We start from the raw sequence: 20,571 nt of genomic DNA on the forward strand, positions 1-20,571 counted from the left end.
CAGCGCAAATCTGGTTGTCGGAGAATCGTCGATATGGTGTGGGTAGATAGGAGGAAGACCCGTTCTGTCAGCTTGACGCCGTCGATCTTGAGCGCGTACAACGGTCTGTTTGCGGTATCGGTTATAATGCCGGTCAGAAAACTCGATGGGGTGGGGAGGGCGTGCGTGCCAAAGGGTCGCCGTCGCATACGAACAGCAGTGCGAAACACCGTTCGGGCTGTTGTGTCCGAGGATCCGTCGTTGATGATGGCGACTGCGTTCGGCTTGGCGTGCTGCCTGGTGTTCTGGGGCGCGGGATCGTCTTTGGAAACGGTGGCCATGAGGTCATCCGAGTTGGCCTCCTTGGGCGCGCAGGCCGACGCGCTGCCGACGTTCGTCTCGACGGGAGGGACGCTGGCGGCATTGGTTTTGGTCGGATGCATACCGAAGCGCTTCGCGGGGCGTTTATGCGGCTCTGGATTGTACGCCATTGCATGCGCTGCGCTTGCGGTTGTATATGCGCTCACGCTTGCCCCTTTGTCCGTCTCGGTTTTCGCTGTTCGGATGGGGCTGCTTGTTGCGCGCGGGTTCTTGGGCGCTTCGACGCTGTTTCTCTGGTTCGTGCTGATCGGACGGTGCAAACGCTCGTTCCACGTGGTCGTGTTGGCGCTGGCGTTTGCGTGCGCGGCGTTGCTCGATCTTGCGTTTTTGGCGCTGCAGCCCATCGTCGGCATTGCGGCGCTTGTGTCGTTGCCGGCGCTTTCGGTTGCAATGCACCGCATCGTTGCGCGCCGTCTTGGTCTTTGCGCGCATCCTGTCGAAGATGAGTCCGTTTCCGAAGCCGTTCCCAAGGCGAAGCCTCCGTTTGCCGTCGCCTTTGCGTCGGCATCGCGCTTGGCGCGTCTTGCCGCATCGCCGTTTGCGTTTTGCCTGCTATCGGGGGCGGTGATGGGCTGCATCCAAGCAGTTGGGGCCGATCCCGTGCTCGACCACGATCGTCTTGCCGAAGGCTATGTCGCCAACAACGTGCTGGTCGCCTGCGCTCTCGGGGTTGCGGGTGCGCTCGTCGTAGCGGGGGCGGCTTTTGCGCGCGGCGAGGGAGACGAACCTCTTTTGTCCTATCAGCGCCTCGTGGTGATCATCGCACTCGTTTTATCGCTTTGCCTGGTCAACGTCACGCTTCAAGCGGGAACCTTTGTGTCGCTTACAGCGGCGAAATTCATTGGCGCGCTGCTTCTCTCCTACTCGTGGCTCGCAGCGTTGTCTACGCGAAAGGCAGGGGCCGTTCGGTCGTTTGCGTGGATGCTCGTTTCGTGGCAGACCGCTGCGGTGGTGTTGCAGGGCACTGTTATGGCGTTGGCTGGGCTCGGTCCTGTGCAGGTGGTGAACGTGGCCGTGGTCGTTTTGCTGGGCGTGTTGTTGATAGTGCAGCTATTTCCGTTGCTCCTGTCGACGCGCGGGGCTTGCGCAGAGAACGCCGCAGAGGGCGCTTTGTCGGCGACCGAGCATCCGATCGGGCTTTCGGATGAGGTGCAGGACGGCTTCTGTGCAACCGCTGCAGCTGATCGAGAACGGTTCGAGCGCTTCTGCTCCGAATACAGCCTCACTCCTCGCGAGCAGGAATTGCTGGCCATTTTCGCCGAAGGGTACTCGGTAGCCTATGCGTCGGAGCTTCTGGTGCTTTCTCCCTACACGGTGCGCACGCACCAGCGAAACATCTACCTGAAAACGGACACCCATTCACGCGACGAGTTGTTGGCGCTCCTGAAAGCGTTCTAGGCGTCTTCTTCCGACAGCATGTTGACCACTTTCTCGTAGTGAAAGCCTCCTTCGTCGGTGAGGGTCCATCGGCGTCTGCCGGAGTCGTAGACTGCCCATGCGCGCTCCTCCAAGTTGCAAAGTCGCTCGATCACCTCTCGCGGAAGGGGCGTGCCGAAGCGGCGTTCGTGATCGGCTGCGGAAATTCCCTCGCATGAGAACAGGCGCGCAGCGGCGAATCGGCGCGAAGCGCTTTCGCTCGAGAGGTGCGCGACGGCGTCGACGGTAGCCGAAGGGTCGTCGGCGTGTTCTATGTAGCGTGCAAGTTTGGTGGTGGTGCGATAGAGGCCGTCTCCCAGGCGCGACCAGGCTCCTACGCCCACGCCGAGCCGATCGATGTCATCGCAGCGGGCTCTTTGGCTTGCGCGCAGGGTGCTGTTGCGGCTGAGCAGGTGCTGCGTGAGGCGTGCGTAACCTCGTTTTTCCAACTGGGCGATGGCGGCTGTCCGAAGCACGCGACGATCGTCGTCGGTGGGCCACGCTTTGCGCGGGGATGCGGCGAATCGACTGGGGTCGGATCCGTATTTGTCTTTGAGCGCGCTGCCAGGGCGTAGGCGCAGCGGTGCGAGCGATATCTCCTGACAGCCGAAATCGACGGCGTTTGTCACCGAGGTTGCCAGGTTCACTGCGTTTTGTCCGGGCAACCCGTACAAAAGGCTCATGCCGTAGGCATCCCACTTGCAAAACCCCAACAGCTTGCGCGCGTCGATGAAGCTGTTCATCGGGTAGCACAGGCCGAGCGCGTCGTGCTGGGGGCCGTCGAACGTTTCTTGCCCCAGTTCCAAAAAGCGTATGCCGGCCTCGCGATAGCGGCCGAGCGCGTCGAAGCTCAGGCCGGCGCAGGTTGCTTCGAGCGCTATGTCCGCATCGGGGGCTACGTCGTAAGCGCTTCGCAGCGTTTCCAAGATGCGCGCCGTCGAGCGGCTTGGCAGCAGCACGGGCGATCCTCCGGAAAATCGCACCGAGGTTACCGTTCGGCCTTGCGTGTCTGCGGCGACGGCGCGCAGCTCCCGCTCAAGCGCGTTCGCATAGCGCTCGAAGTCGGAAACGCGGCCCGTGTGCGTAAGCGCATCGCAATAATCGCAGTGACGCGGGCAAAAGGGAAAGACGATGTCGATGTGCAGTTCGTTCATGGTGGCTCCATCGGGTTCGTTGGCGCTTCGTGGCTTTGATGATACTCGTACGACGCGCCGATCGCCTACTGCAAAGTGCGGTAAGTAGGCTTATTCACGCAGGTTGGGGGATTTCCAGATGGGTTTTAGACCCTAGCATGAAGCCAAGGTTCGCAGTCGTGCGGCTTGGGGGAAGGATCCCGAGGGCGGCTGCGGGTAAGGAGGATGCAATGCGCGAAGAGAACGATTGGGCATGCGCGGCAGAGGGGCTTGAGAGCGGCACGCTGTCTCGACGCAGCTTTCTGGTGGGTGCTGGAGCTACCGGCGCCTTGACCATGCTGGGACTGGCGGGCTGCGCTCCTGCAACGTCGGGCTCGACGGACGCGACCGCGTCGTCTGGGGCTGCGGATGAAGCGGCGGGCGGCTCCGAAGCCGCTGGCGGTGGAGGAGGCGGGGCGGCCGGTCCTGCGATGGGCGGAGGCACCGCCGATCCCGAGTGGCGCACCGATCCGGGTATCGATAGCTTCGAGCCCAAGGAAACACGGGACTTTGATGTCGTGGTGCTGGGTGCCGGACATGCCGGCGTGGCGTGCGCGCACAAGGCGGCTGAGATGGGCAAGAAGGTCGTGCTCGTAGAAAAGCAGAAAGAGGAAAACTATCAGAACCTCGGAAACGAGAATGGCCATATCAACTCCGAATGGCAAAAAAGCCATGGCGTGCCTGAAGTCGATCCGATGGTGTTCTTCAACAACTGGCAGCTCAATTCCGGCAATCGTGCCGAGCCCGACATCCTGTCGTACTTCTGCCATCACTCGGGCGAGGTGTTCGACTGGCACTTGTCGTTCACTCCCGGCTACGATCCCATCTGCGAAACGTGGGACGATATTCCCGACGAGTGGACGCCTCAGCTGGGAAGCTTTTACAGCTGGCCTGGAGCTGCGAATCATCAAGCCGAGCTTGAAGGGGCAACTTATGCCGGCATCACCCAGGTGAACTACAACGCCATACAGGCCGCCGTCGAAAACGATGGCATGGAGATGCTCTGGGGACACGAGGCTGTGTATCTGGTGAAGGATGGTGAGCGGGTTTCCGGAGCCATCGTCGAGGGCGATGACGGGCAGATTCAGCTCAATGCCAGCATCGGCGTGGTGGTGTGCACGGGCGACATGTCAACGAACACTACGATGTGCGGCGAGCTGCTCACCGAGATCAGCGACCTGAATCCCGAGTCGGACGGCTTTTCGGGCATGGGTCAAGACGGCATGGGCCAGAAAATGATGTATTGGGCTGGCGGCGAATTCGAGATCGGTCCGCGAGCGGCCATGGGCGGCGCGAACGTGAGCCCTATGGGGCCATGGCAGGGCACCCACGTGCTTTTGCTCGACAAAGACGGCTACCGCTATTCCAACGAGGCGTTCTCCACATCGTTCATCGCGGGCATTCCAGGTGCGCGTCACGAGGCGGGGTTCGTGAGCGTGTTCGATTCCAACTGGCGTGCCACGGTGAACCGCATGCCCATCGGGCATCTCAACGTGAAGTGGTGGGACGATCAGGAAGGCCACTTCGGAGCAGCGCATTGGGATAACGACTTCACGGCCGATCACGCCGATTCGGGCCCCGAAGGCTTTCAGACCTCCGAGGCCGAGCATGGGGCGTTCACCTGTTACTGCTCGAACGACCTGGCGACGCTCGCCGGATATTGCGGCTACGAGGGCGAGGCGGCCGAGCAGTTTGTGGCCAGTGTCGAGCGTTACAACGAGATGTGCGAGCAGGGCGTTGACACCGACTACGGCAAACCAGTCGAGGTTTTGAACAAACTCGAGCCGCCTTACTTCGCCATCCCGTTCCCCACGGATGGCAATATGGCCGGGGGCTTGGTTACGCTTACGGGCATGTTCTGCGACCGTCATGGGCAAGTGCGCGCGCAAAAGACGTTCACGCCCATCGAGGGTCTGTTTGCGGCCGGCAACTGCATGGGTGGGCGCTTCCCGCTTCAGTACACATCTCCCATCAACGGAGTGTCTATCGGCTTCGCTCAGACATCCGGCTACATGGTGGGCGAGTATCTGGGCGGAAAGTAGGGCTCATCTCGCTTCACGCCTTCTCCCATTTCCCGCGTTTCCCTTTTCAAGCCGCCGTCCTTCCCCTCCGGACGGCGGCTCCCTTGCGCGAAGCGCATTCTTTCAGCTGCCGGTGGAATGGCTTGCAGGCAGCTTTCCGTCCCTCTGTCTCCTCCATCTCCGCGGTTCGCTTGCTTCCGCTTTCGTCACCTTGCGTACTTGTCGAGGCGAGGGGGTGTCCTCGGATTTCGACGTTTCTGCCGAGTCAGGCCGACGCGATCTCCTCGCTTCTCCGCGAGGGAAGCTGCTTATTTCCGTGCCTCGATCCGGCGAAGGTCGTCGGAAGGCCCGCCCGCTGGACGGGGGGAGGGGCTTCCGCAGCGCCCGATCAGGGGAAGTCCGGCTCGAGGATTGGCGAACATAGTTCGCGTCAATCCTGGTTTGGCAGAAACAGGCCGGTTTCGTGGCAGGTTTTGACGGAAATCCATGGTCGCAAGGACGTCACTTGCGGGAGAAAGCGCGAGGGTTTGCCTGCGAACAGGGGAAACGGATCGGATCGATGCGGATGGCGAGGCACCGGCCCTCGGAGATCGCGGTTTTCCGTCAAAACCCGCCACGAACGTTGCCGATCTCTGTCGGATCGGGATCAATGCGGCTCGATGCTCTGCGGATCGTCCTCGGGTTCGGATTGGGAAACCTGTTCGGACGAATGAGCTTGGGCTTCCCGAACAATCTCTGACAGGTGCGGCCCGACGGGGCGTTCTTTGCCCCAAACCCTCTTGGGATGCCGGAATGTGAAACTCTCTCAGCGAAGCGAAGGATGGGCCGACAGGGTACCGCTGCGGGGTTCTCGATCCATCGGCATCGAGGTCGGGCTGCCGAGTTGGAGCCGCACCGCCCGCGCCGGAGTCGCGCCCCCGACGTCGGCGGCGGTCGAGGGCTCGCGAAGCGGCTCTTCTCTGTGTCTCGCGTTTCGCGGAGTGTCCAGGGGTCTGAGCCGTTTTCGGCGTCAGGCCCCTCGTGTCGCGCTTCCTCGAGAGCGGCGGGCCCTTACGCCTCGCCGACGATCGCGGTCAGGAAGTCGCTTGGGGCGATGGAGCACGTGCGCACGCCGTCGCGTAGCCTGATGCGGTCGATCTTGAGCTTCAGCGCGCCGGCCGTCTCGAGGTCGGTGGAGGCGAAGTGCGAAAGCGCGAGCACACGTTCGGCCTTTCCGACGAGCGCGTAAATGCGCCGCGCATCGGCGGCGTGCATCTTCTCCTGCTTGTCGAGCGTCGTCACCGTGGTGTCGAAGTAATCGCGGCAGGGAATGAACCCGTTCACGAACCCGGCGATTACGAGCGTATCGGGCGAGAGCCCGACCGCCAAATCGTACGGGACGACGGCCACGGCATCGCCGTCTGAGAGCGTGGGCATCGTCAGGCGCTCACGGGCGCGCCTCGCCATCGAGGCGGCGTCGTCGGCCTCGCCGTCGGCCAGGCAGAGCCGCGCCACCACGCTCGGTGCCGAGGTTTCGGCCCCGTCGGACACCAGCCGCGTGATCTCGTCGAGGAGCGAACGGCCCGAGAGCCCGTCTGCCCGCGCCGCCAGCTCAAGCCCCTCGCGCCGCGCATCCGCCACGCGCTGCATGCCCACGGCGTGCGGCGCGGCCCCGCTGTCCACAGCTGCGAGCGCTTCCGCGAGCGAGAGTCCTTGCTTGCGCAGGCTGGCGAACGCGGCGCTGTTCAGCAGATGGTCGCCGAAGCCGCACCAGCAGCGCCAGGCCGTGGCATCGTTCGGGTCTGCCACCAGGTTGAGCGCCGTCAGCACGCGCGCGGGGAGGCAGCGCTCGAGGATGCGCGCGTCGCCCCCGAGCGGTTGGCGGGCCGGCAGCGCTTCGGCACGCAGCCCGCGCGCTTCGAGCGCGGCAACCATGTTGCGCGCCCATACGTCGTTCGGCACGGCGACCGCCATGTGGGACGCCGGCACGCCCGCGCGCGCCGCGTCGGCGAGGTGGGCGGCTGCGCGCTCGAACTCGTCGGCAGGGTCGTCGCTGGCCAGCACGGCAAGAGCGCCTTCCTCGGCCCCGTCTGAGGCGGCGAGCGCGTGCCCTTCGAACGCGGGATCGGCCAGCACGTTCTCCGCAGCTCGCGCCGTCACCTTGCTGCGAAGGTATGCGTCCAGCTGCACGAGACGCGCCTTCGGATGGCGCTCGGCGAACTCGTCGAGGCCGGCTGCGTAGGGGTAGGAATCGAACGCCCGCACGCACGCGTCGGCGTCGCCCGCCATGGCGATGGACGTGCTCGCTGCCAGCTCGGCCAGCAGCTGCGAGGCGCGGCTCAGGCAGTGCGCATCGTCCACGACCACGTGCGCGAAGCGATGCGCCGAGCGCGCGGCCTCGCTCTCGCGCAGGTGGTTGACTGCGAGGTTCGCCGCTTCGGGCTCTATGACAGCGCGCATGAACCCCAGGCTCTCCTTGAGCAGCGCATGGAGCTCGGCTTCCTCGCCGGGAAGGAGCCAGTCGGGATCGTCGTCTGCGAGCTCGGTCCAGGAACGGTAGAAGAACTTGAGCATCTCGCGCAGCCGCTTCGGCCTGATGCCGCTCACCTTCAAATCCTCGAGCAGGAATTTCTCCTCGACTGCGGTCAGAAGGCGCGGATCGCGGCCTGTGGAGGCGCGGGCCTCGTTGTCGTCCAGCACTTCGAGTGCGAACGCGCGCGGGGTGGTGACGAGCACGTCGTCGGCCGCATCTCCGAGGCGCTCGCGCAGCCGCGCGGCGAACGCGCGAGCCGCGAGCGGCGTGGCGCAGAACGCGGCGACGCTGCGCGGACCGTCGGCCAAGGCGAGGTCGGCGGCCCGCTCGACGAGGCGTTCGGTCTTTCCGGTGCCGACGCCGCCGACGATGCGGACGGCTTCAAGCGCGGTGGGTTCGTATGTCATAAGGCGATCCTTCCCGGTCGGATGCTCGGAATCGGGTGCGCGACGATGCGGAAGACGGTGCCTTTCGTTTTTGGGAGGGAGGGGAGAAGGCGCCGTCTCCCGGCAGAAAGCGGCTTGCCCCCAAGCCCTTGCCAAGCCGCCTTCTGCCGGGAGCCGCTCGGTCGCGCGAGCGGTTGGAAGCCTGCGGCCGCTGCAGCTGCGGCCGCAGGCGGGAGGGGCTTTACGGTTTCACGGCCTCGATCTCGGCTTCAGCGGCTTTGGCGTTGATGCCGTCCTCGATGCCCGACGCGGCAACGGGGGAGCCAGGCGTCCCGAGGCGCTTCTTCGGCAGAAGCGGCATGGTGATGGCGCTGGTCGGGCACGCGTCCACGCACGCGCGGCATTTCGTGCACTCGCTCCACGACGCCTTGGACAGCTGCGGGTGGCGCGGGTCGATGCCCTCGTCGCACGCGCGCCCGCACAGGCCGCACGTCGCGCCCTTCGCCGTTTCAAGGCACTTCGCGTCGTCGATGGTGGGCACGAACGTCTTGTTGGCCTTCGCGATGAGGCTCATGAACGCCGAGAGCGGGCACAGCTTGTGGCACCACTTCCTGAACACGAGCACTTCCACGGCGAGCAGCGCCGGCACTGCGATGAGCGACCAGGTGACGTCTCCGTGAGCGAACAGATTGATGACCAGAAGGATGGTCGCGAAGGTCAGCCCGATGGGGCACACGAGGCAGAACACCGGGAAGCCGAACGCGAACGTCGAGACGAGCGCGCCGCCCAGCACGAAGTGCCGCGCGTCGAGGGCGGCCCCCCGTTTCGCGGCGCACGAGGCGCATCCGGCGCCGCTTGCGCCGCAGGATGCGGCAAGCGCCGAACGCTCGGCGTCGGTCAGGGGCTTCGCCTCGGCTTTGACCTGCGCGTCGCCAGCGCCCGCTGCGGCAGCGTCGGCGTCGCCCGCGCTCGCTGCAACGGTGCCAGCGTCCGCTGCGGAGGCCCGTGCTCCTTCGGACGGCTTCTTCGCGAACAGCCCGCGCAGCCTCTGCACGAGCGGCACGGGGCACATCCAGCCGCAGAACGCCCGTGCGAACAAAACGATGAGCAGCGCCATGATCACGAGCGAGACGACGGCGCGCGGCACCATCATCTTCGAGGCCAGCATGGTGCCGAGCGCGCCGAGCGGGCAGAGGATCGAGATGTCCCAGATGCCCGGCGCCGAGATGGTGCCGATGCCGAGGTTCGTGACGAACCCGACAGCGATGACGACGATGACGGCCGCAGCGGTGAGGGTGCGCAGCGTTTTCGAGTTCTTCTTCATGCGTATCCCTTACCCTTCCACCTCGTCGAGCGGATGCACGACGATCGCGCGCGCGGTCGCGCCTTCGGAGATCGAGCCGTTCTGCAGCGACACGCACACACTCTCGCACGCGCCGCATCCGTTGCATGTGTCCGTGAGGACCACGGGCCGGTTGTTCTCGTCAAGCTCCATGGCCTCGTACGGGCAGGCGTCGTAGCAGAACCGGCAGCCGATGAGCTTGTACGCCAAGCACCAGTCCGTGTTGATGACGGCCTTGCCGATGATGGTGCTTTCGGCCGTGGCCCCGTCGGGCAGCTTGAGCGCCTCGGTGGGGCAGGCCTTCACGCACAAAGGCTCCCCGCCGTTCTCCTCGACGCACCAGTCGCACCAGTTCGCGGAGAAGTCGAACGTGGGCGTGCGCATGTTCAGCACGCCGTCCTCGATGTGCGCGGGGGCGATGACGTCGCGCGGGCAGATCTCGTAGCACTTCTCGCAGCGGATGCACGCCGAAATGAGCCGTGTTTCGTCTTGGCCTCCCGGCGGGCGGATGATCGACTGCGATCCGGCGTATTTGAGGCCGCCGAGCCCCAGCATCACGGCTGCGCCGCCCGCGCCCAAGCACAGGGTGCGCCTCGTCATGCCAGCGTAGGTTTTCTCGCCTTTCTGCGCGTTGTCGGCCATGGGTATCACCGCTTTTCGTCGTTGTCGGCCAAAACGTCAGCGAGAAACGCGCGATCCGTGCTCAAAAAGCCGTCGGTGAGGTGCGCGAGGCCGCGGTACAGGTCGGTTTTCGCAAAGCGCCTCATGTCCGACGTCATCATGGGCGCCCAGGCGGCCAGATGGTCGTCAAGGAAGTTCTTCTGGGTGGTGAGCAGCGAGAACGCCTCGTCTTCGTCGCCTCGCTCAAGCGCTTCGACCGTGCGGTTCGCAAGGATCTGCTCGAACTCCAGCTCGAGCGCGATGTGGTCCTCGCCCTCCTTCCAGCTGTCCTGCTTGTCGAGGCCCGCCGCGCGGTAGATGGCCAGCACCTCGTCGCGCGCCTCCTGCATGAGCAGGCGCTTCTCGGAGGTGTAGACGCTTTCGAACGGGTAGGCGGCCGAGAACGCGTCCACGCCGTGCCCGATGAAGGTGCGCACGTAATCGACGGCGAGGTCGGTGACGCTGTTGTCCCAGGCGTTGCTCAGGTACTGGGCGATGAGGCGGTAGCCGGCGTCCACCTCGTCGCTGCCCGTTTTGGCGGGGAAGCGCATGCCGCGCAGCTCTTCGAGCAGCTCCTCGTCGATCTCGACGCGGTACAGGCGCGAGAGCAGACCGTACGTGGCCGCGCGCTGCTTGTTGAGCTGGATGAAGTCTTCCATCGTCGCCTCGTCGGCGGCGTCTGCGGCCTTGTCGGCGGCACCGGTGGCCTCGACGGTTTCGGGGGTGCGTGCTTCGGCCATGTCTACTCCTTCTCGTCTGCGGTTGCGGGGGTTTTCGTGCCGTTTGCGGGCTTGTCGACGACGTCGGCCAGCATCTCAAGCCCCGCTCGTCCCACTTCGGTCACCACCCAGGCTTTCTGCCAAGCGAGTGCGTCGCACTTCTCGAGCTTGTCGACGAAATGGGGGGCGTAAAAGCGCGGCTTCTGCACGAGGAGGTCGTTGTCGACGGCGGCGTTGATGTCGGGGGTCTTCGCTCCGCCCTCGGCCGCGCACAGCGCGAGGATGCGCTTGTAGATGGGCAGGTAGGCGGCATCGTGATCGAGCAGGTCGCGCAGGCGTTCGAGGGGCTTGTCGGCCTCGACTGCGGCGCGTCCGGCATCGGTGGCGAGCCAGCACACCTCGACGGGGTCGCCGGCTTCGAGGTATTCCACGCCGTCGACCACCACCACGCGGGGCTCCGATTCGACGTCGTCTGCGGGCTGGCCGTCGGCGGTGACGCGCTCGAGCGCCCCCGCCTTCTCCAGCAAAGCGCAGAGGTTGGCGGCGCTGTACACCGAGAAGTTGTTCTGCTGCAGCTCGTCGACGAGCGCGTTCACCTGCGCGACGGGGCGCGGCTCGAAGCAGTGCGCCAAGATGGAGAGCAGCACCTTGCGCCGCGGCGCCATGGACGCGAGCAGGTCGGCGGTGCGCTCCTCGGCCGGTCGCTCGTCCGCGGGGGCGGGGCGACCGTTGTCGCTTGCGTGCGCGAGCGCCCCTTCTGCGGAGCCGGGCGCGGCGGCAAGCCCGTCGGCGGCGTCCGCGTCCTCGTCGTCGGCACCGTCTGCCAACGGGTCGAACTCGTCGAGCTCGTCGCTGGGTGAGAGATTGAATTTCGTGGAATCGTGAGTCATGCTCCGCCCCCTCGTCAGACATCGTTTGCATTGTCGCGATGCGCACGGCATCGTGAACCTCACCCCTGAGGCTCTCGCTTTTGCAAACAATGTCCGCGTCCCGCGCCTCTCGCACGGTGGCAGACTCCCCGACACCGCATGATAGGCGCGGGACGCGAACCTGTCAAGCGTCCGCGTTTCGGTTCGCGTTACGTCGGTTGTCGGCGATTGCCGCTGCGATCGCCGCCCGCGAGGAGGCGGGGGTGAAGTTCGGGGGCCGCAAAGGGGGTCGCAAGGCGCAAGGCCGCGAGGATGGGCCATGGGTCCGCTTCTCGGTTCGCGGGGTTCGTGGGCACGGGCGGGAAGCAGGGCTGTGGCAGCCGGGGGGTTGCTGAAGTGTCGCCGAGCCCTTCGGCGGCGGCACGGCGCGAAGTTTTGTTGACAAGGGGCGGCGCTTGGACGATACTGCGCAGTGGGGTTTGGGGAGAACGAGTGGAGGAAGGTAACTTCTATGGCCGCTTTGGTTCGACCCTCATTGATTTTGCAGATGGACTTAGACGAGAGAACGTGTTCCGACGAGGTGATCGCTGGAATCAAACGTTCGTATTCCTACGTTGCGCCTACGACGGTGGCGACGCATGAGCCGGGCGAGGGGCCGGCTCGAAACGTCATGCGCTTCCGCATCCGGCTGCACCGGCCGTACTGGGACAAGAGCTACCCGGACGCTGAAAAGCTGTGGTCGGGGATGATGCCCACCTGGCTGCGCAACATGTTCTACAAGGTGTCCTCCACCATCGTGGCCGCCGCCAAGGTGAGCCGTAGGCAGGGCGAGCCCGCGCTCGAGTACGCGTGGGTCGAGCTGGAGTTCGGCGACAACGCCCTCGTCGCGGTGAAGACGGCCGACGATTCGTCCATTCCCGAAGAGGCGGTGGGCTGGGTGGAGCGCGTGCGCGACCTCATGGGCGAGGGCGCGTTCGGCGACGAGCCGCCTGTCTGCGTGCGCATCCCCTCCCTCGCGTCGTTGGAGCGCCAGCGCGCCCTGGCTCTGGCCGAGCTCGAGGCTGCGGCCGCGACGAAGGCCGACGCCGCATCGGGCGACGACGCGGCAGACGGCGACGTCGAGATCGTCGAGGCCGTCGAAGCCGCTGAGACAGCCGAAGCCGCCGAGGTCCCGTCCATCGAGGAGCCGAAGTTCGCTGTCGACTACACGGTGTGGGGCATCGAGGCCGCTGACGGCGGCGTGCGCGAGTTCGATTCCGGCGCGGCGGCGTTCCTCTCGTAGCGTTCGCTTGCACAAGGCGCCTGGGAAGGGGTGTGAACATGTCTGGGATGACGAGCATCTTCGGGCTTCTTGAAAAACTGCAGAGCGCGGACATCTCCGTGCATCAGAACCGCTGCGCCGTCGTGCGCAACCGCAACGTCACGTGCACGCGGTGCGCGGACGCGTGCACGTCGGGGTGCCTGTCCTACGAGGACAACGAGCTTGTCATCGAGCCGGACGCGTGCATCGGGTGCGGCACCTGCGCCACCGTGTGCCCCACCTGCGCGCTCGAGGCGCTCAGGCCCAACGATGCCGAGCTTCTCCAGTCGTGCTTGAGCGCGTGCGCCAAGGCCGACGGCGAGGTGATCGTCTCATGCGAGCAGATCCTTGCCGCTGCGCAGGGCCGCTACGACCCCGGGAAGGTGGTGGGCGTGACGTGCTTGGGCCGCGTGGAGGAAAGCCTGCTCGTCGCGTTGGCCGCCGCGGATGCGCGGCATGTGAGCCTCGTGCGCGCGAAGTGCGAGCAGTGCGCGCATGCCGTGGGCGTGGAGACGGCGCGGCTTGTATGCGACACGGCGAACACGCTGCTGGAAACCTGGCACGCGCCGATGCGCGCCGACGTGGTGGAGAAGTTCCCGTCCGTCGCGCGCTTGGCGGGCGACGAGGGCTACGATGCGAGCCGGCGCGGGTTCTTCTCCAGCGTGCGCGACGAGGCGAAAAGCGCCGCCGCCGTGACGACGGACTTCGCGGTGAAGGAGGCGCTCGGCGTGGAGGAGCAGCCCGAGCCCAAGTACGTGAAGGTGATGAAGGACGGCACGCTGCCGCACTTCGTCCCCGATCGGCGCGAAAGGCTGCTCGAATCGCTGCGCGCGCTCGGCGAGCCCGAGGACGTGATGATCGACACGCGCCTGTGGGGGCATGTGGTCATCGAGCGGGAGGAATGCACGTCGTGCCAGATGTGCGCGACGTTCTGCCCGACGGGAGCGATTGCCAAGTTCAAAGAGGCTGACGGCTCGTTCGGGGTGGAGCACAGCCCGAGCCTCTGCGTGAAGTGCCGCTGCTGCACCGACATCTGCCCGTCGGACGCGCTGTGGCTGTCGGACGAGGTGTTCGCGGTCGATCTGCTGAGCGGCGCGAAGGAGCGCTACGAGATGAAGCCCATGAAGAACCCGCCGGGCAACCCTCACCAGATATGGCACTCCATGCGCGACCTGTTGGGCTGCGACCAGGTGTACGAGCGGTAAGGACCGCGCGCGGGCATCGCGGCACGCGATGCCCGCGCCGCACTGTTTCCCCCTCGTGGCATCCCCGGATTGCGCGGTGTCCGCTTCCTGTCAGTTTTGCATTTCGTAAAAGTCAAAACAGGTGTTTACTGATACAAATGCATTTTACGAAATTCATTTTCGGCGGCAGGGGGCCATCTTGGACGACGCGTTTTCCCGCCTGGTGGTCACGCTCGACCCGTACAGCGAAGAGCTGACGGCAGACGGCATCGAGGCGGTTTCGGCGCCTGCGTGGCTTGCCGGGTAGGGCGTCGTCCGCATCGTTCCTATCGTCTCTGTCATCCCTGTCGTCCCTGTGCGCTCCCGCGGCACCTCGCTCCTCCGTGCCGCTCTGCGCAGCACGCCCTTGCGTTCGTGCCCCTCACTCCTCGGCGCGTTCGACCAGGTTCATGAGCTCTTGCTGGGAGTGTATCTCGAGTTTTTGGTAGATGTGCTGGCGGTGGGTGGAGACGGTGCTTCTCGAGAGGTACAGGTGCTCCTGCACGTACGGCAGATTGCGGCCCTTCGCGAGCATGATCATGATCTCGCCTTCGCGCTCCGAGAGGCCGTAGCGCTCTATGACCCGCATGCACTTCGCGCGAAAGCGCCGCTTGCGGGCGAGCGGAATGATATCCATGGCTTTGACCAGGTCGGATTCGGTGAACACCGCATTGCTTGCCAGAAGCAGAACCGCGGCCGCCAACAGCATGACGGGAAACGCCGTCTCGACCGACAGTCCCGCGCGATGCAGTACGAAACGCCCGAGCAGCAAGCCGAGCAGCGGCCCCAAGGCCCAGGCGGCACGCACGATGCCGAACGTGCGCACCTTCGCGTGCCGATAGCGTCCGCACACACCGGCGACGATGATCCACATGAACATGCCGAAGCACGTGTAGCTGGCGGCGTTCACCGCGTAGGGGATGTGAACGCTGACGTGCGGGTAGACGAGGGGGAGGGGGAGCAGCAGCGTGCCCGCCATGAGCAGCACGACAAGGGCGTGGTAGGCGTTTTTCGCCATGTGCTCGGTTTTCGAGCCGAGGAGGGCCAGCGCGATGGCCACGATGCCGGAGGTTGCCACGAACGCCGCGATGGCCTGGATGAACGCGTACGAGGCTCCGCTGCTGTTCGCGACGCCCATCTGCACGTACAGCGTGCGCGTGGCCTCGTTGGCGAAGCCCACCAAAAACGAAGCCAGCGAGAGCTTCGTCACGAGGCGGCGCCACTCGTCATGCTCCTGGGGGTCTTGCGAGGGCTCTTGGACGCATCGGGGGGGGGGCTCTTGGTCGACCAGCTGGACGCCCTTCATCCCGCTGGCGAGCAGCATCCCCGCGATAAGCGGCATGCTGGCGGCGAACACGCAGGCCTCGAACGGCTGGAACAGCAAAAACAGAGCGAACAAGAGCGTCGACAGGATACTGCCCGTAGCCGCTCCGACGACGATGCTGCGCGTGGTCATGAGGCTGAACGCCATGCCGAACTCGAAGAGGAACAGGCCGGAGAACATTCCCGACAGCGCGCCGGCCGCGTATCCGCAGGACGCGCCCGCGATGCCGGGGATTCCGGCGAGGGGCATGAGAAGCGTGGAGGCGGCCACGCCGAGGGGCAGGACGAAGCGCGTGGCGCGATGCTCGAGGAGGGCCTCCGTCCTCCGGTCGAACGCGCTTGCCGCAAGCAGCGTGAGCGACACGGCGATGATGGAGACGAGATACGTGGTGTCGAGCAGCGATTCTCCGTGCCCATAGCGTGCGAAGAGGCCCATGCTTTTGAAGCTCATGGAGACCCATGCCATGGTGCAGGCGAGCGCCGCTCCGACAGTGAGCTCGGCGACCGAGGGCCGAGCGGGCGATGTGGATGCGTGATGGTCGTGCGTGCTGCGCATAAGCGTTCCCCCTGCGCTTCTGCCGGGCGAGCGAACGTGCTCGCGTTTCCCCTGCCTATTGTAACGCCGAAAGAGCCGTTCCGATCCCTCCGATTACGATCTTCGTAAGGGTTTTTCTCGCAGGGCTGACCGTTGTGCCTGATCAGACGGCATCGTGCTCATCGCATGATGGGGAAAAGGGAGGAAATGCGCTCTGAAACCGATTCGCGCTCTGCGCCCGCCGCCTATGGTTGACCCATCTTGGCACGACGACGAGAGGAGGAGGAATGGGCAGATTGTCCATGACGCGCCGCACGTTCGCGAAAGTCGCGGCGGTGACGGCCGCCGCGCTGGGCGCGACGGCGACGGCGGGGCAGGCTCTGGCCGAGCAGAGCGACGCCGCGTCGGCGAGCGCGGGAGAGGTCAAGCGCATTCGCTCGTGCTGCCGCGGATGCGGCAAGATGGAGTGCGGCGTGTGGGTGACCGTGCAAGACGGAAAGGTCGTGAAGACGGAGGGCGACGAGAGCGCGTTCCAGTCGGCTGGCAACCACTGCGCGAAAGGGCAGGCGTCGCTTCAGGCGGCCTACCATCCCGACCGGCTGCGCTATCCCCTGAAGCGCACGAGGCCGAAGGGCGAGGATCCCGCGTGGGAGCGCATCACCTGGGACGAGGCGTACCAGCTGACGGCCGACGGCATCCACGCCAACCAGGAGAAGTACGGCAAGGAGACGTGCATCTTCATGGGCGGCACGTCGCGCATCTGGTCGATGGCGCCCTACGGGGCTTTCAAACAGTGCTTCGGCTCTCCGAACGGCATCCAGGCGAACGAGATCTGCAAAGGCCCGCGCTTCTACGCGACCACGCTCAACGCGTCGAACGCGTACAGCTGGATGGAGGTCGTGGGCCGTCCGCGGGTGTTCGTGCAGTGGGGCGGCGCGTCCGAGCTGTCGAACTACGACGACTCGTGCCGCATGACCGTCGAGGTGGCGACGCGCGCCGACAAGCACATCATCGTCGACCCGCGCCAGACGAACCTGGGCAAGGAGGCCGACATCTGGGTGAACCTGCGTCCCGGCACCGACGGCGCCGTGGCGAACTGCTGGGCCCAGGTGATCATCGAGAACGACCTCATCGACGATCTGTACGTGCGCAAGTGGATGAACGCGCCGATGCTCGTGGTTGAGGAGGAGAGCTTCCAGCCCACGCCGTGCTCATCTGCTGAGCAGTCGGCGAGCATCGTGACGCGTCTGCTGAAGGAGTCGGACATCAAGGAGGGCGGCTCGGACGGGCGCTTCATGGTGATCAACGAGCTGACCGGGAACTTGAGCTACTACGACACCACCGCCGACAACCCCGGCTGGGAGGGCGAGGATTGGACGCCCGCCACCGAAGGGTTCGTGCCCCAGCAGGCCGGCTTGGACGAGGCGGGCCAGGAACAGGGGTTCGTGCTGGACTACGTGCCCTTCCCCGACGGCCTGTACCCAGCGCTGTTCACCGAGGAGGGCGGCCGCGAGATCACGCTTAAAGACGGCACTGTAGTGCACGTGCGTACGGTGTGGGAGCGCTACATCGACTTTTTGCAGGACTACACGCCTGAGAAGGTGGAGGAGATCAGCGGCGTTGCTGCAGACACCCTGCGCGAGGCGGCCATCATCTACGCGACGCGCATCGACCCCTCGACGGGCTACGGCAACGGCGGCATCCAGTACATGCTGGCGCCGGAGCACGCGTGCAACTCCGTGCAGAACCAGCGTGCGTGCGATTTGGTGTGCGGCATCACGGGCAACATGGACGTTCCGGGCGGCATGCGCGGGTCCACTCCGGGCTGGCCGTACTTCGACCTGGCCATGTGCAACCCCGACTCCAAGGAGATACCCGCCTACGATTCGAGCAAGATCCTCGGCAGCGAGAACTTCCCGATGATCGGCTCGGACTGCGGTCCTGGCTGGGCCGACGCGACGAGCATCTACGACGCCATCGAAAGCGGGCAGCCCTACAACGTGACGTGCGGCATCGGGCAGACGGGCGACTTCATGAACCAGTCGAACTCGCTGTTCGCCGTCGAGCAGCTGATGAAGCTGGACTTCTGGTGCTCCATCGACCTGTGGCACACGCCGTGCGTGGACATGGTGGCCGACGTGGTCATGCCGGCCGCGCACTGGCTGGAGCTCGACTGCATTCGCAAGAGCCAGGGGTCGTCGGGCGCGTTCGGCGCCACGGTCAAGGCGGTCGACCCGCCGGGAGAGGCGAAGAACGACCTGGAGATCGTCGTGGGCATCTTCAAGGCGGCGGGCGTGCCGTACTTCGACGAGGCGACGCACGGCGCGAAGTGGCTCGAGGGCGACGAGGCGGTGAAGCACTGCAACGAGATCGGTCTGGCGAACTTCCGCATCCTCGATTGGGAGGACTACAAGGCCGAGTTCCAAGAGAAGGGCTGGTTCGACTCCAAGGTGGAGAAGCCCGAGGATTGGGGCACGTACCGGCGCTACCAGATTGGCAACGGCCACATCAGCGGCGGGTTCCCTCCCACGCCGGTGCAGCGCCAAGGGTGGAACACCACCACGCACAAGCAGGAGATCTGGTCGACGGTTCTGGAGTCGTGGCTGGTGAATGGCGTGGCCAACGACGGCAAGCCCGAGAAGGTGTGTTACACGGACGAGGAGTTCACGCCCGACGAGGTGTTCCCGAAGTACTGGGAGGCGCCCCACGGGCCGGTGAAGGATCCCGATCTGTTCGCCGACGACAACTCGTTCCTCATGACGACGGGTCGTCGCCAGGGCACCTACTTCCACTCCGAGCACCGTCAGCTGCCGTGGTGCCGAGAGCTTTGGCCGGTGCCGCGTTTGGAGATGAACCCGGTCGATGCCGAGCGTTTGGGCCTCGAGCAGGGCGACTGGGTGTGGATCGAGACTGACCAGCACAAGATCCGCGAAGTGGTGGATCTGTACTACGGCATCGCCCCCGGCGTGGTGAACGCCGAGCATCAGTGGTGGTATCCGGAGCTGTCGCAAGTCGATCACGGCTTCAAGCTGTCTGGCGTGAACTGCCTGATCGACCGCCATGCGCAGGATCGTATCTGCGGGTCGTCGAACCTGCGCGCCTACGGCGTGAAGGTGTACAAGGCCACGCCGGAGAACTCGCCGTTCGGCAATCCCGTTCCCTGCGGCGACGACGGCACCGAGATCATCCACACGTGCGACGATCCGCGCCTGAAGGACTGGATGCCCGACTACGAGTCTGCGAGGGGTGAGGCGTAAATGACCCGATATGCGATTCTGACCGACCTCAACAAGTGCGTCGGATGCCTGGCCTGCTCGATCAGCTGCAAGGTGATCAACAACGTGCCGGTCGGTTCGTATTGGAACAAGGTGCTGCGCGTGGGGCCGAACCCCCGCACCGAAGGCGGCCAATGGCCCGACGTGTACACGTACTTCCTGACGGTGCAGTGCCAGCACTGCGAGAACCCCGAGTGCGTGCACGTGTGCCCCACCGAGGCGAGCCACATCGCCGCCGACGGCACCGTGCAGATCGACAAGTCCAAGTGCATCGGCTGCCAGTTCTGCGCCATGGCGTGCCCCTACGGCGTGCGCTACCTCAACGAGGAGGAGGGCGTGGTGGAGAAGTGCACCCTCTGCGAGCAGAAGATCGCCCAGGGGGAGTTGCCCCAGTGCGTGGCCCAGTGCGGCGGCCGCGCGCGGTTCTTCGGCGATTTGGAGCAGGGAATAGAAAGCTTCGAGGCTCCTGCGTGCGACACGTCCGATCGGTCGTACGACGCGCAGGCGAAGGCCCGCGTGAAGCTGGGCGATTGCACGGGCGAAGGCTGGGAGTATCCGGTGAAGCCGTACTCCGAGGACGAGGTGTATCACCTGCCCGACGTGGGCAACAAGCCGTCGTTCGTGTACATCCTGCGAAACGAGAAATGGCAAGGAGGGGATGAGTGATGGAGCTGCAATGGCCTTTGATCCTGTTCACCACGTTCGTGGCGTGGAGCGCGGGCCTGTTCGGGACGCAGGCGCTCCTGGCTACCGGCGGGCACGCGAAGAGGTCCCAGCTGCCGGCGTGGGTCGCCTCGGCCGCGCTTCTGGCCGTCGGCGGCGTGGCGGTGTTCTTCCACCTCGAGCACTGGGAGAGGATCTTCAACGGGTTCGGGCACCTCACGTCCGGCATCACCCAGGAGTTCGTCGCGATCGTGGTTCTGGCGGTCGTGGCCGTCGCCTACCTGGCGGCGATGCGCAGGAGCGACGACGGGGCCACCGCTCCCAAGTGGCTCTGCTGGGCGGCGGTCGCGGTGTGCGCCGTCCTGGTGGCCGCCATGGCCCACTTCTACACGATAGCCGCCCGCCCCGCGTGGGACTCGGCGCTCTGGATCCTCTACGTGCTCGGCAACGCGTGCGCGCTCGGGCCCTGCACCATGGCGCTCGTCATGGCCGCGGTGGGCGACGACCTCGCGCCGATCGGCCCGCCGGCCCTCGCCGGCGCCGCGGTCGGCCTCGCGGCGGCCGTGGCCTTCGCCGCCTTCCTGCAGGCCTCCGGCGGCTCCTTCGCCGAGGTCGGCTACTACTTCGACCCGACGCGCCCCACCGCCGGCATGGCCGACGCGGCCTCGGCCGTGGCCGCCCAGGCGCCGCTCCTGTGGGCCGGCGCGGTGGCCGTCGGCGGGATCCTGCCGCTTGCCGCCGCCCTCATGGGCAAAAGGTCCGGCAACTGGAAGGTGTGGGGCCCGGTCGCGATAG

The 20,571-nt window shown here is 65.6% G+C and carries 14 protein-coding genes; 7 read left to right on the top strand and 7 right to left on the bottom strand.

Going from position 1 to position 20,571, the window contains the following annotated elements:
* Positions 1-243 precede the first annotated feature (243 nt).
* Positions 244-1,758, top strand: coding sequence for a helix-turn-helix transcriptional regulator (locus C2L80_RS09450; RefSeq protein ID WP_157941057.1), 1,515 nt, complete (start codon positions 244-246; stop codon positions 1,756-1,758).
* Here the strand turns inward: C2L80_RS09450 and C2L80_RS09455 are convergent.
* A complete protein-coding gene (locus C2L80_RS09455; protein WP_087197574.1) occupies positions 1,755-2,930 on the bottom strand; it encodes a radical SAM protein in 1,176 nt (391 codons plus the stop codon). The genes C2L80_RS09450 and C2L80_RS09455 overlap by 4 nt on opposite strands.
* A gap of 209 nt (positions 2,931-3,139) precedes the next feature.
* On the opposite strand from C2L80_RS09455, the gene C2L80_RS09460 reads away from it, so the two are divergent.
* The gene (locus C2L80_RS09460) at positions 3,140-4,990 is read left to right on the top strand and encodes an FAD-dependent oxidoreductase (protein ID WP_087197576.1); all 1,851 of its coding nucleotides are present in this window, start codon (positions 3,140-3,142) and stop codon (positions 4,988-4,990) included.
* Between the two features lie 1,029 nt (positions 4,991-6,019).
* On the opposite strand, the gene C2L80_RS09465 is transcribed toward C2L80_RS09460, so the two are convergent.
* The 5 genes from C2L80_RS09465 to C2L80_RS09485 all read right to left on the bottom strand — a co-directional run bounded on the left by C2L80_RS09465 (position 6,020) and on the right by C2L80_RS09485 (position 11,478).
* Positions 6,020-7,888: a UvrD-helicase domain-containing protein gene (locus C2L80_RS09465; protein WP_103263096.1), complete on the bottom strand. Its 1,869-nt coding sequence runs from the start codon at positions 7,886-7,888 to the stop codon at positions 6,020-6,022.
* A 220-nt stretch (positions 7,889-8,108) separates the two neighbouring features.
* The gene (locus C2L80_RS09470) at positions 8,109-9,191 is read right to left on the bottom strand and encodes a 4Fe-4S binding protein (RefSeq protein WP_087197579.1); all 1,083 of its coding nucleotides are present in this window, start codon (positions 9,189-9,191) and stop codon (positions 8,109-8,111) included.
* 9 nt (positions 9,192-9,200) lie between these two features.
* Entirely contained in the window at positions 9,201-9,851 is a 651-nt protein-coding gene (locus C2L80_RS09475) for a 4Fe-4S dicluster domain-containing protein (protein ID WP_087197581.1), read from the bottom strand.
* 5 nt (positions 9,852-9,856) lie between these two features.
* Complete coding sequence (locus tag C2L80_RS09480) at positions 9,857-10,609, bottom strand: TorD/DmsD family molecular chaperone (RefSeq protein ID WP_087197583.1); 753 nt, start codon at positions 10,607-10,609, stop codon at positions 9,857-9,859.
* A gap of 2 nt (positions 10,610-10,611) precedes the next feature.
* Complete coding sequence (locus C2L80_RS09485) at positions 10,612-11,478, bottom strand: hypothetical protein (protein WP_092197304.1); 867 nt, start codon at positions 11,476-11,478, stop codon at positions 10,612-10,614.
* A gap of 526 nt (positions 11,479-12,004) precedes the next feature.
* Here C2L80_RS09485 and C2L80_RS09490 point away from each other — a divergent pair.
* Together C2L80_RS09490 and C2L80_RS09495 are read left to right on the top strand one after the other, a co-directional pair.
* On the top strand, positions 12,005-12,739 hold the full coding sequence (locus C2L80_RS09490) for a hypothetical protein (protein WP_129589934.1): 735 nt from the start codon (positions 12,005-12,007) through the stop codon (positions 12,737-12,739).
* A gap of 38 nt (positions 12,740-12,777) precedes the next feature.
* The gene (locus tag C2L80_RS09495; protein WP_087197589.1) at positions 12,778-13,962 is read left to right on the top strand and encodes a 4Fe-4S binding protein; all 1,185 of its coding nucleotides are present in this window, start codon (positions 12,778-12,780) and stop codon (positions 13,960-13,962) included.
* A 400-nt stretch (positions 13,963-14,362) separates the two neighbouring features.
* Here the strand turns inward: C2L80_RS09495 and C2L80_RS09500 are convergent, their stop codons facing one another.
* Entirely contained in the window at positions 14,363-15,859 is a 1,497-nt protein-coding gene (locus C2L80_RS09500) for a helix-turn-helix transcriptional regulator (RefSeq protein ID WP_087197591.1), read from the bottom strand.
* A gap of 266 nt (positions 15,860-16,125) precedes the next feature.
* On the opposite strand from C2L80_RS09500, the gene C2L80_RS09505 reads away from it, so the two are divergent.
* From C2L80_RS09505 to C2L80_RS09515, 3 genes are all read left to right on the top strand, one after another.
* On the top strand, positions 16,126-19,095 hold the full coding sequence (locus tag C2L80_RS09505; RefSeq protein ID WP_092197295.1) for a molybdopterin-containing oxidoreductase family protein: 2,970 nt from the start codon (positions 16,126-16,128) through the stop codon (positions 19,093-19,095).
* Positions 19,096-19,779: a 4Fe-4S dicluster domain-containing protein gene (locus C2L80_RS09510; protein ID WP_087197595.1), complete on the top strand. Its 684-nt coding sequence runs from the start codon at positions 19,096-19,098 to the stop codon at positions 19,777-19,779.
* On the top strand, positions 19,779-20,571 hold a 793-nt coding region (locus tag C2L80_RS09515; RefSeq protein ID WP_103263097.1), incomplete at its 3' end, for a DmsC/YnfH family molybdoenzyme membrane anchor subunit. The genes C2L80_RS09510 and C2L80_RS09515, both read left to right, overlap by 1 nt.

This window comes from Rubneribacter badeniensis (assembly GCF_002899695.1).
GTDB lineage: Bacteria > Actinomycetota > Coriobacteriia > Coriobacteriales > Eggerthellaceae > Rubneribacter > Rubneribacter badeniensis.

Bases quoted from the DNA above. Each gene is read 5' to 3' on its own strand.
- C2L80_RS09450 (WP_157941057.1), top strand. From the start codon at position 244: ATGATGGCGACTGCGTTCGGCTTGGCGTGCTGCCTGGTGTTCTGGGGC.
- C2L80_RS09455 (WP_087197574.1), bottom strand. From the start codon at position 2,930: ATGAACGAACTGCACATCGACATCGTCTTTCCCTTTTGCCCGCGTCAC.
- C2L80_RS09460 (WP_087197576.1), top strand. From the start codon at position 3,140: ATGCGCGAAGAGAACGATTGGGCATGCGCGGCAGAGGGGCTTGAGAGC.
- C2L80_RS09465 (WP_103263096.1), bottom strand. From the start codon at position 7,888: ATGACATACGAACCCACCGCGCTTGAAGCCGTCCGCATCGTCGGCGGC.
- C2L80_RS09470 (WP_087197579.1), bottom strand. From the start codon at position 9,191: ATGAAGAAGAACTCGAAAACGCTGCGCACCCTCACCGCTGCGGCCGTC.
- C2L80_RS09475 (WP_087197581.1), bottom strand. From the start codon at position 9,851: ATGGCCGACAACGCGCAGAAAGGCGAGAAAACCTACGCTGGCATGACG.
- C2L80_RS09480 (WP_087197583.1), bottom strand. From the start codon at position 10,609: ATGGCCGAAGCACGCACCCCCGAAACCGTCGAGGCCACCGGTGCCGCC.
- C2L80_RS09485 (WP_092197304.1), bottom strand. From the start codon at position 11,478: ATGACTCACGATTCCACGAAATTCAATCTCTCACCCAGCGACGAGCTC.
- C2L80_RS09490 (WP_129589934.1), top strand. From the start codon at position 12,005: ATGGACTTAGACGAGAGAACGTGTTCCGACGAGGTGATCGCTGGAATC.
- C2L80_RS09495 (WP_087197589.1), top strand. From the start codon at position 12,778: ATGTCTGGGATGACGAGCATCTTCGGGCTTCTTGAAAAACTGCAGAGC.
- C2L80_RS09500 (WP_087197591.1), bottom strand. From the start codon at position 15,859: ATGCGCAGCACGCACGACCATCACGCATCCACATCGCCCGCTCGGCCC.
- C2L80_RS09505 (WP_092197295.1), top strand. From the start codon at position 16,126: ATGGGCAGATTGTCCATGACGCGCCGCACGTTCGCGAAAGTCGCGGCG.
- C2L80_RS09510 (WP_087197595.1), top strand. From the start codon at position 19,096: ATGACCCGATATGCGATTCTGACCGACCTCAACAAGTGCGTCGGATGC.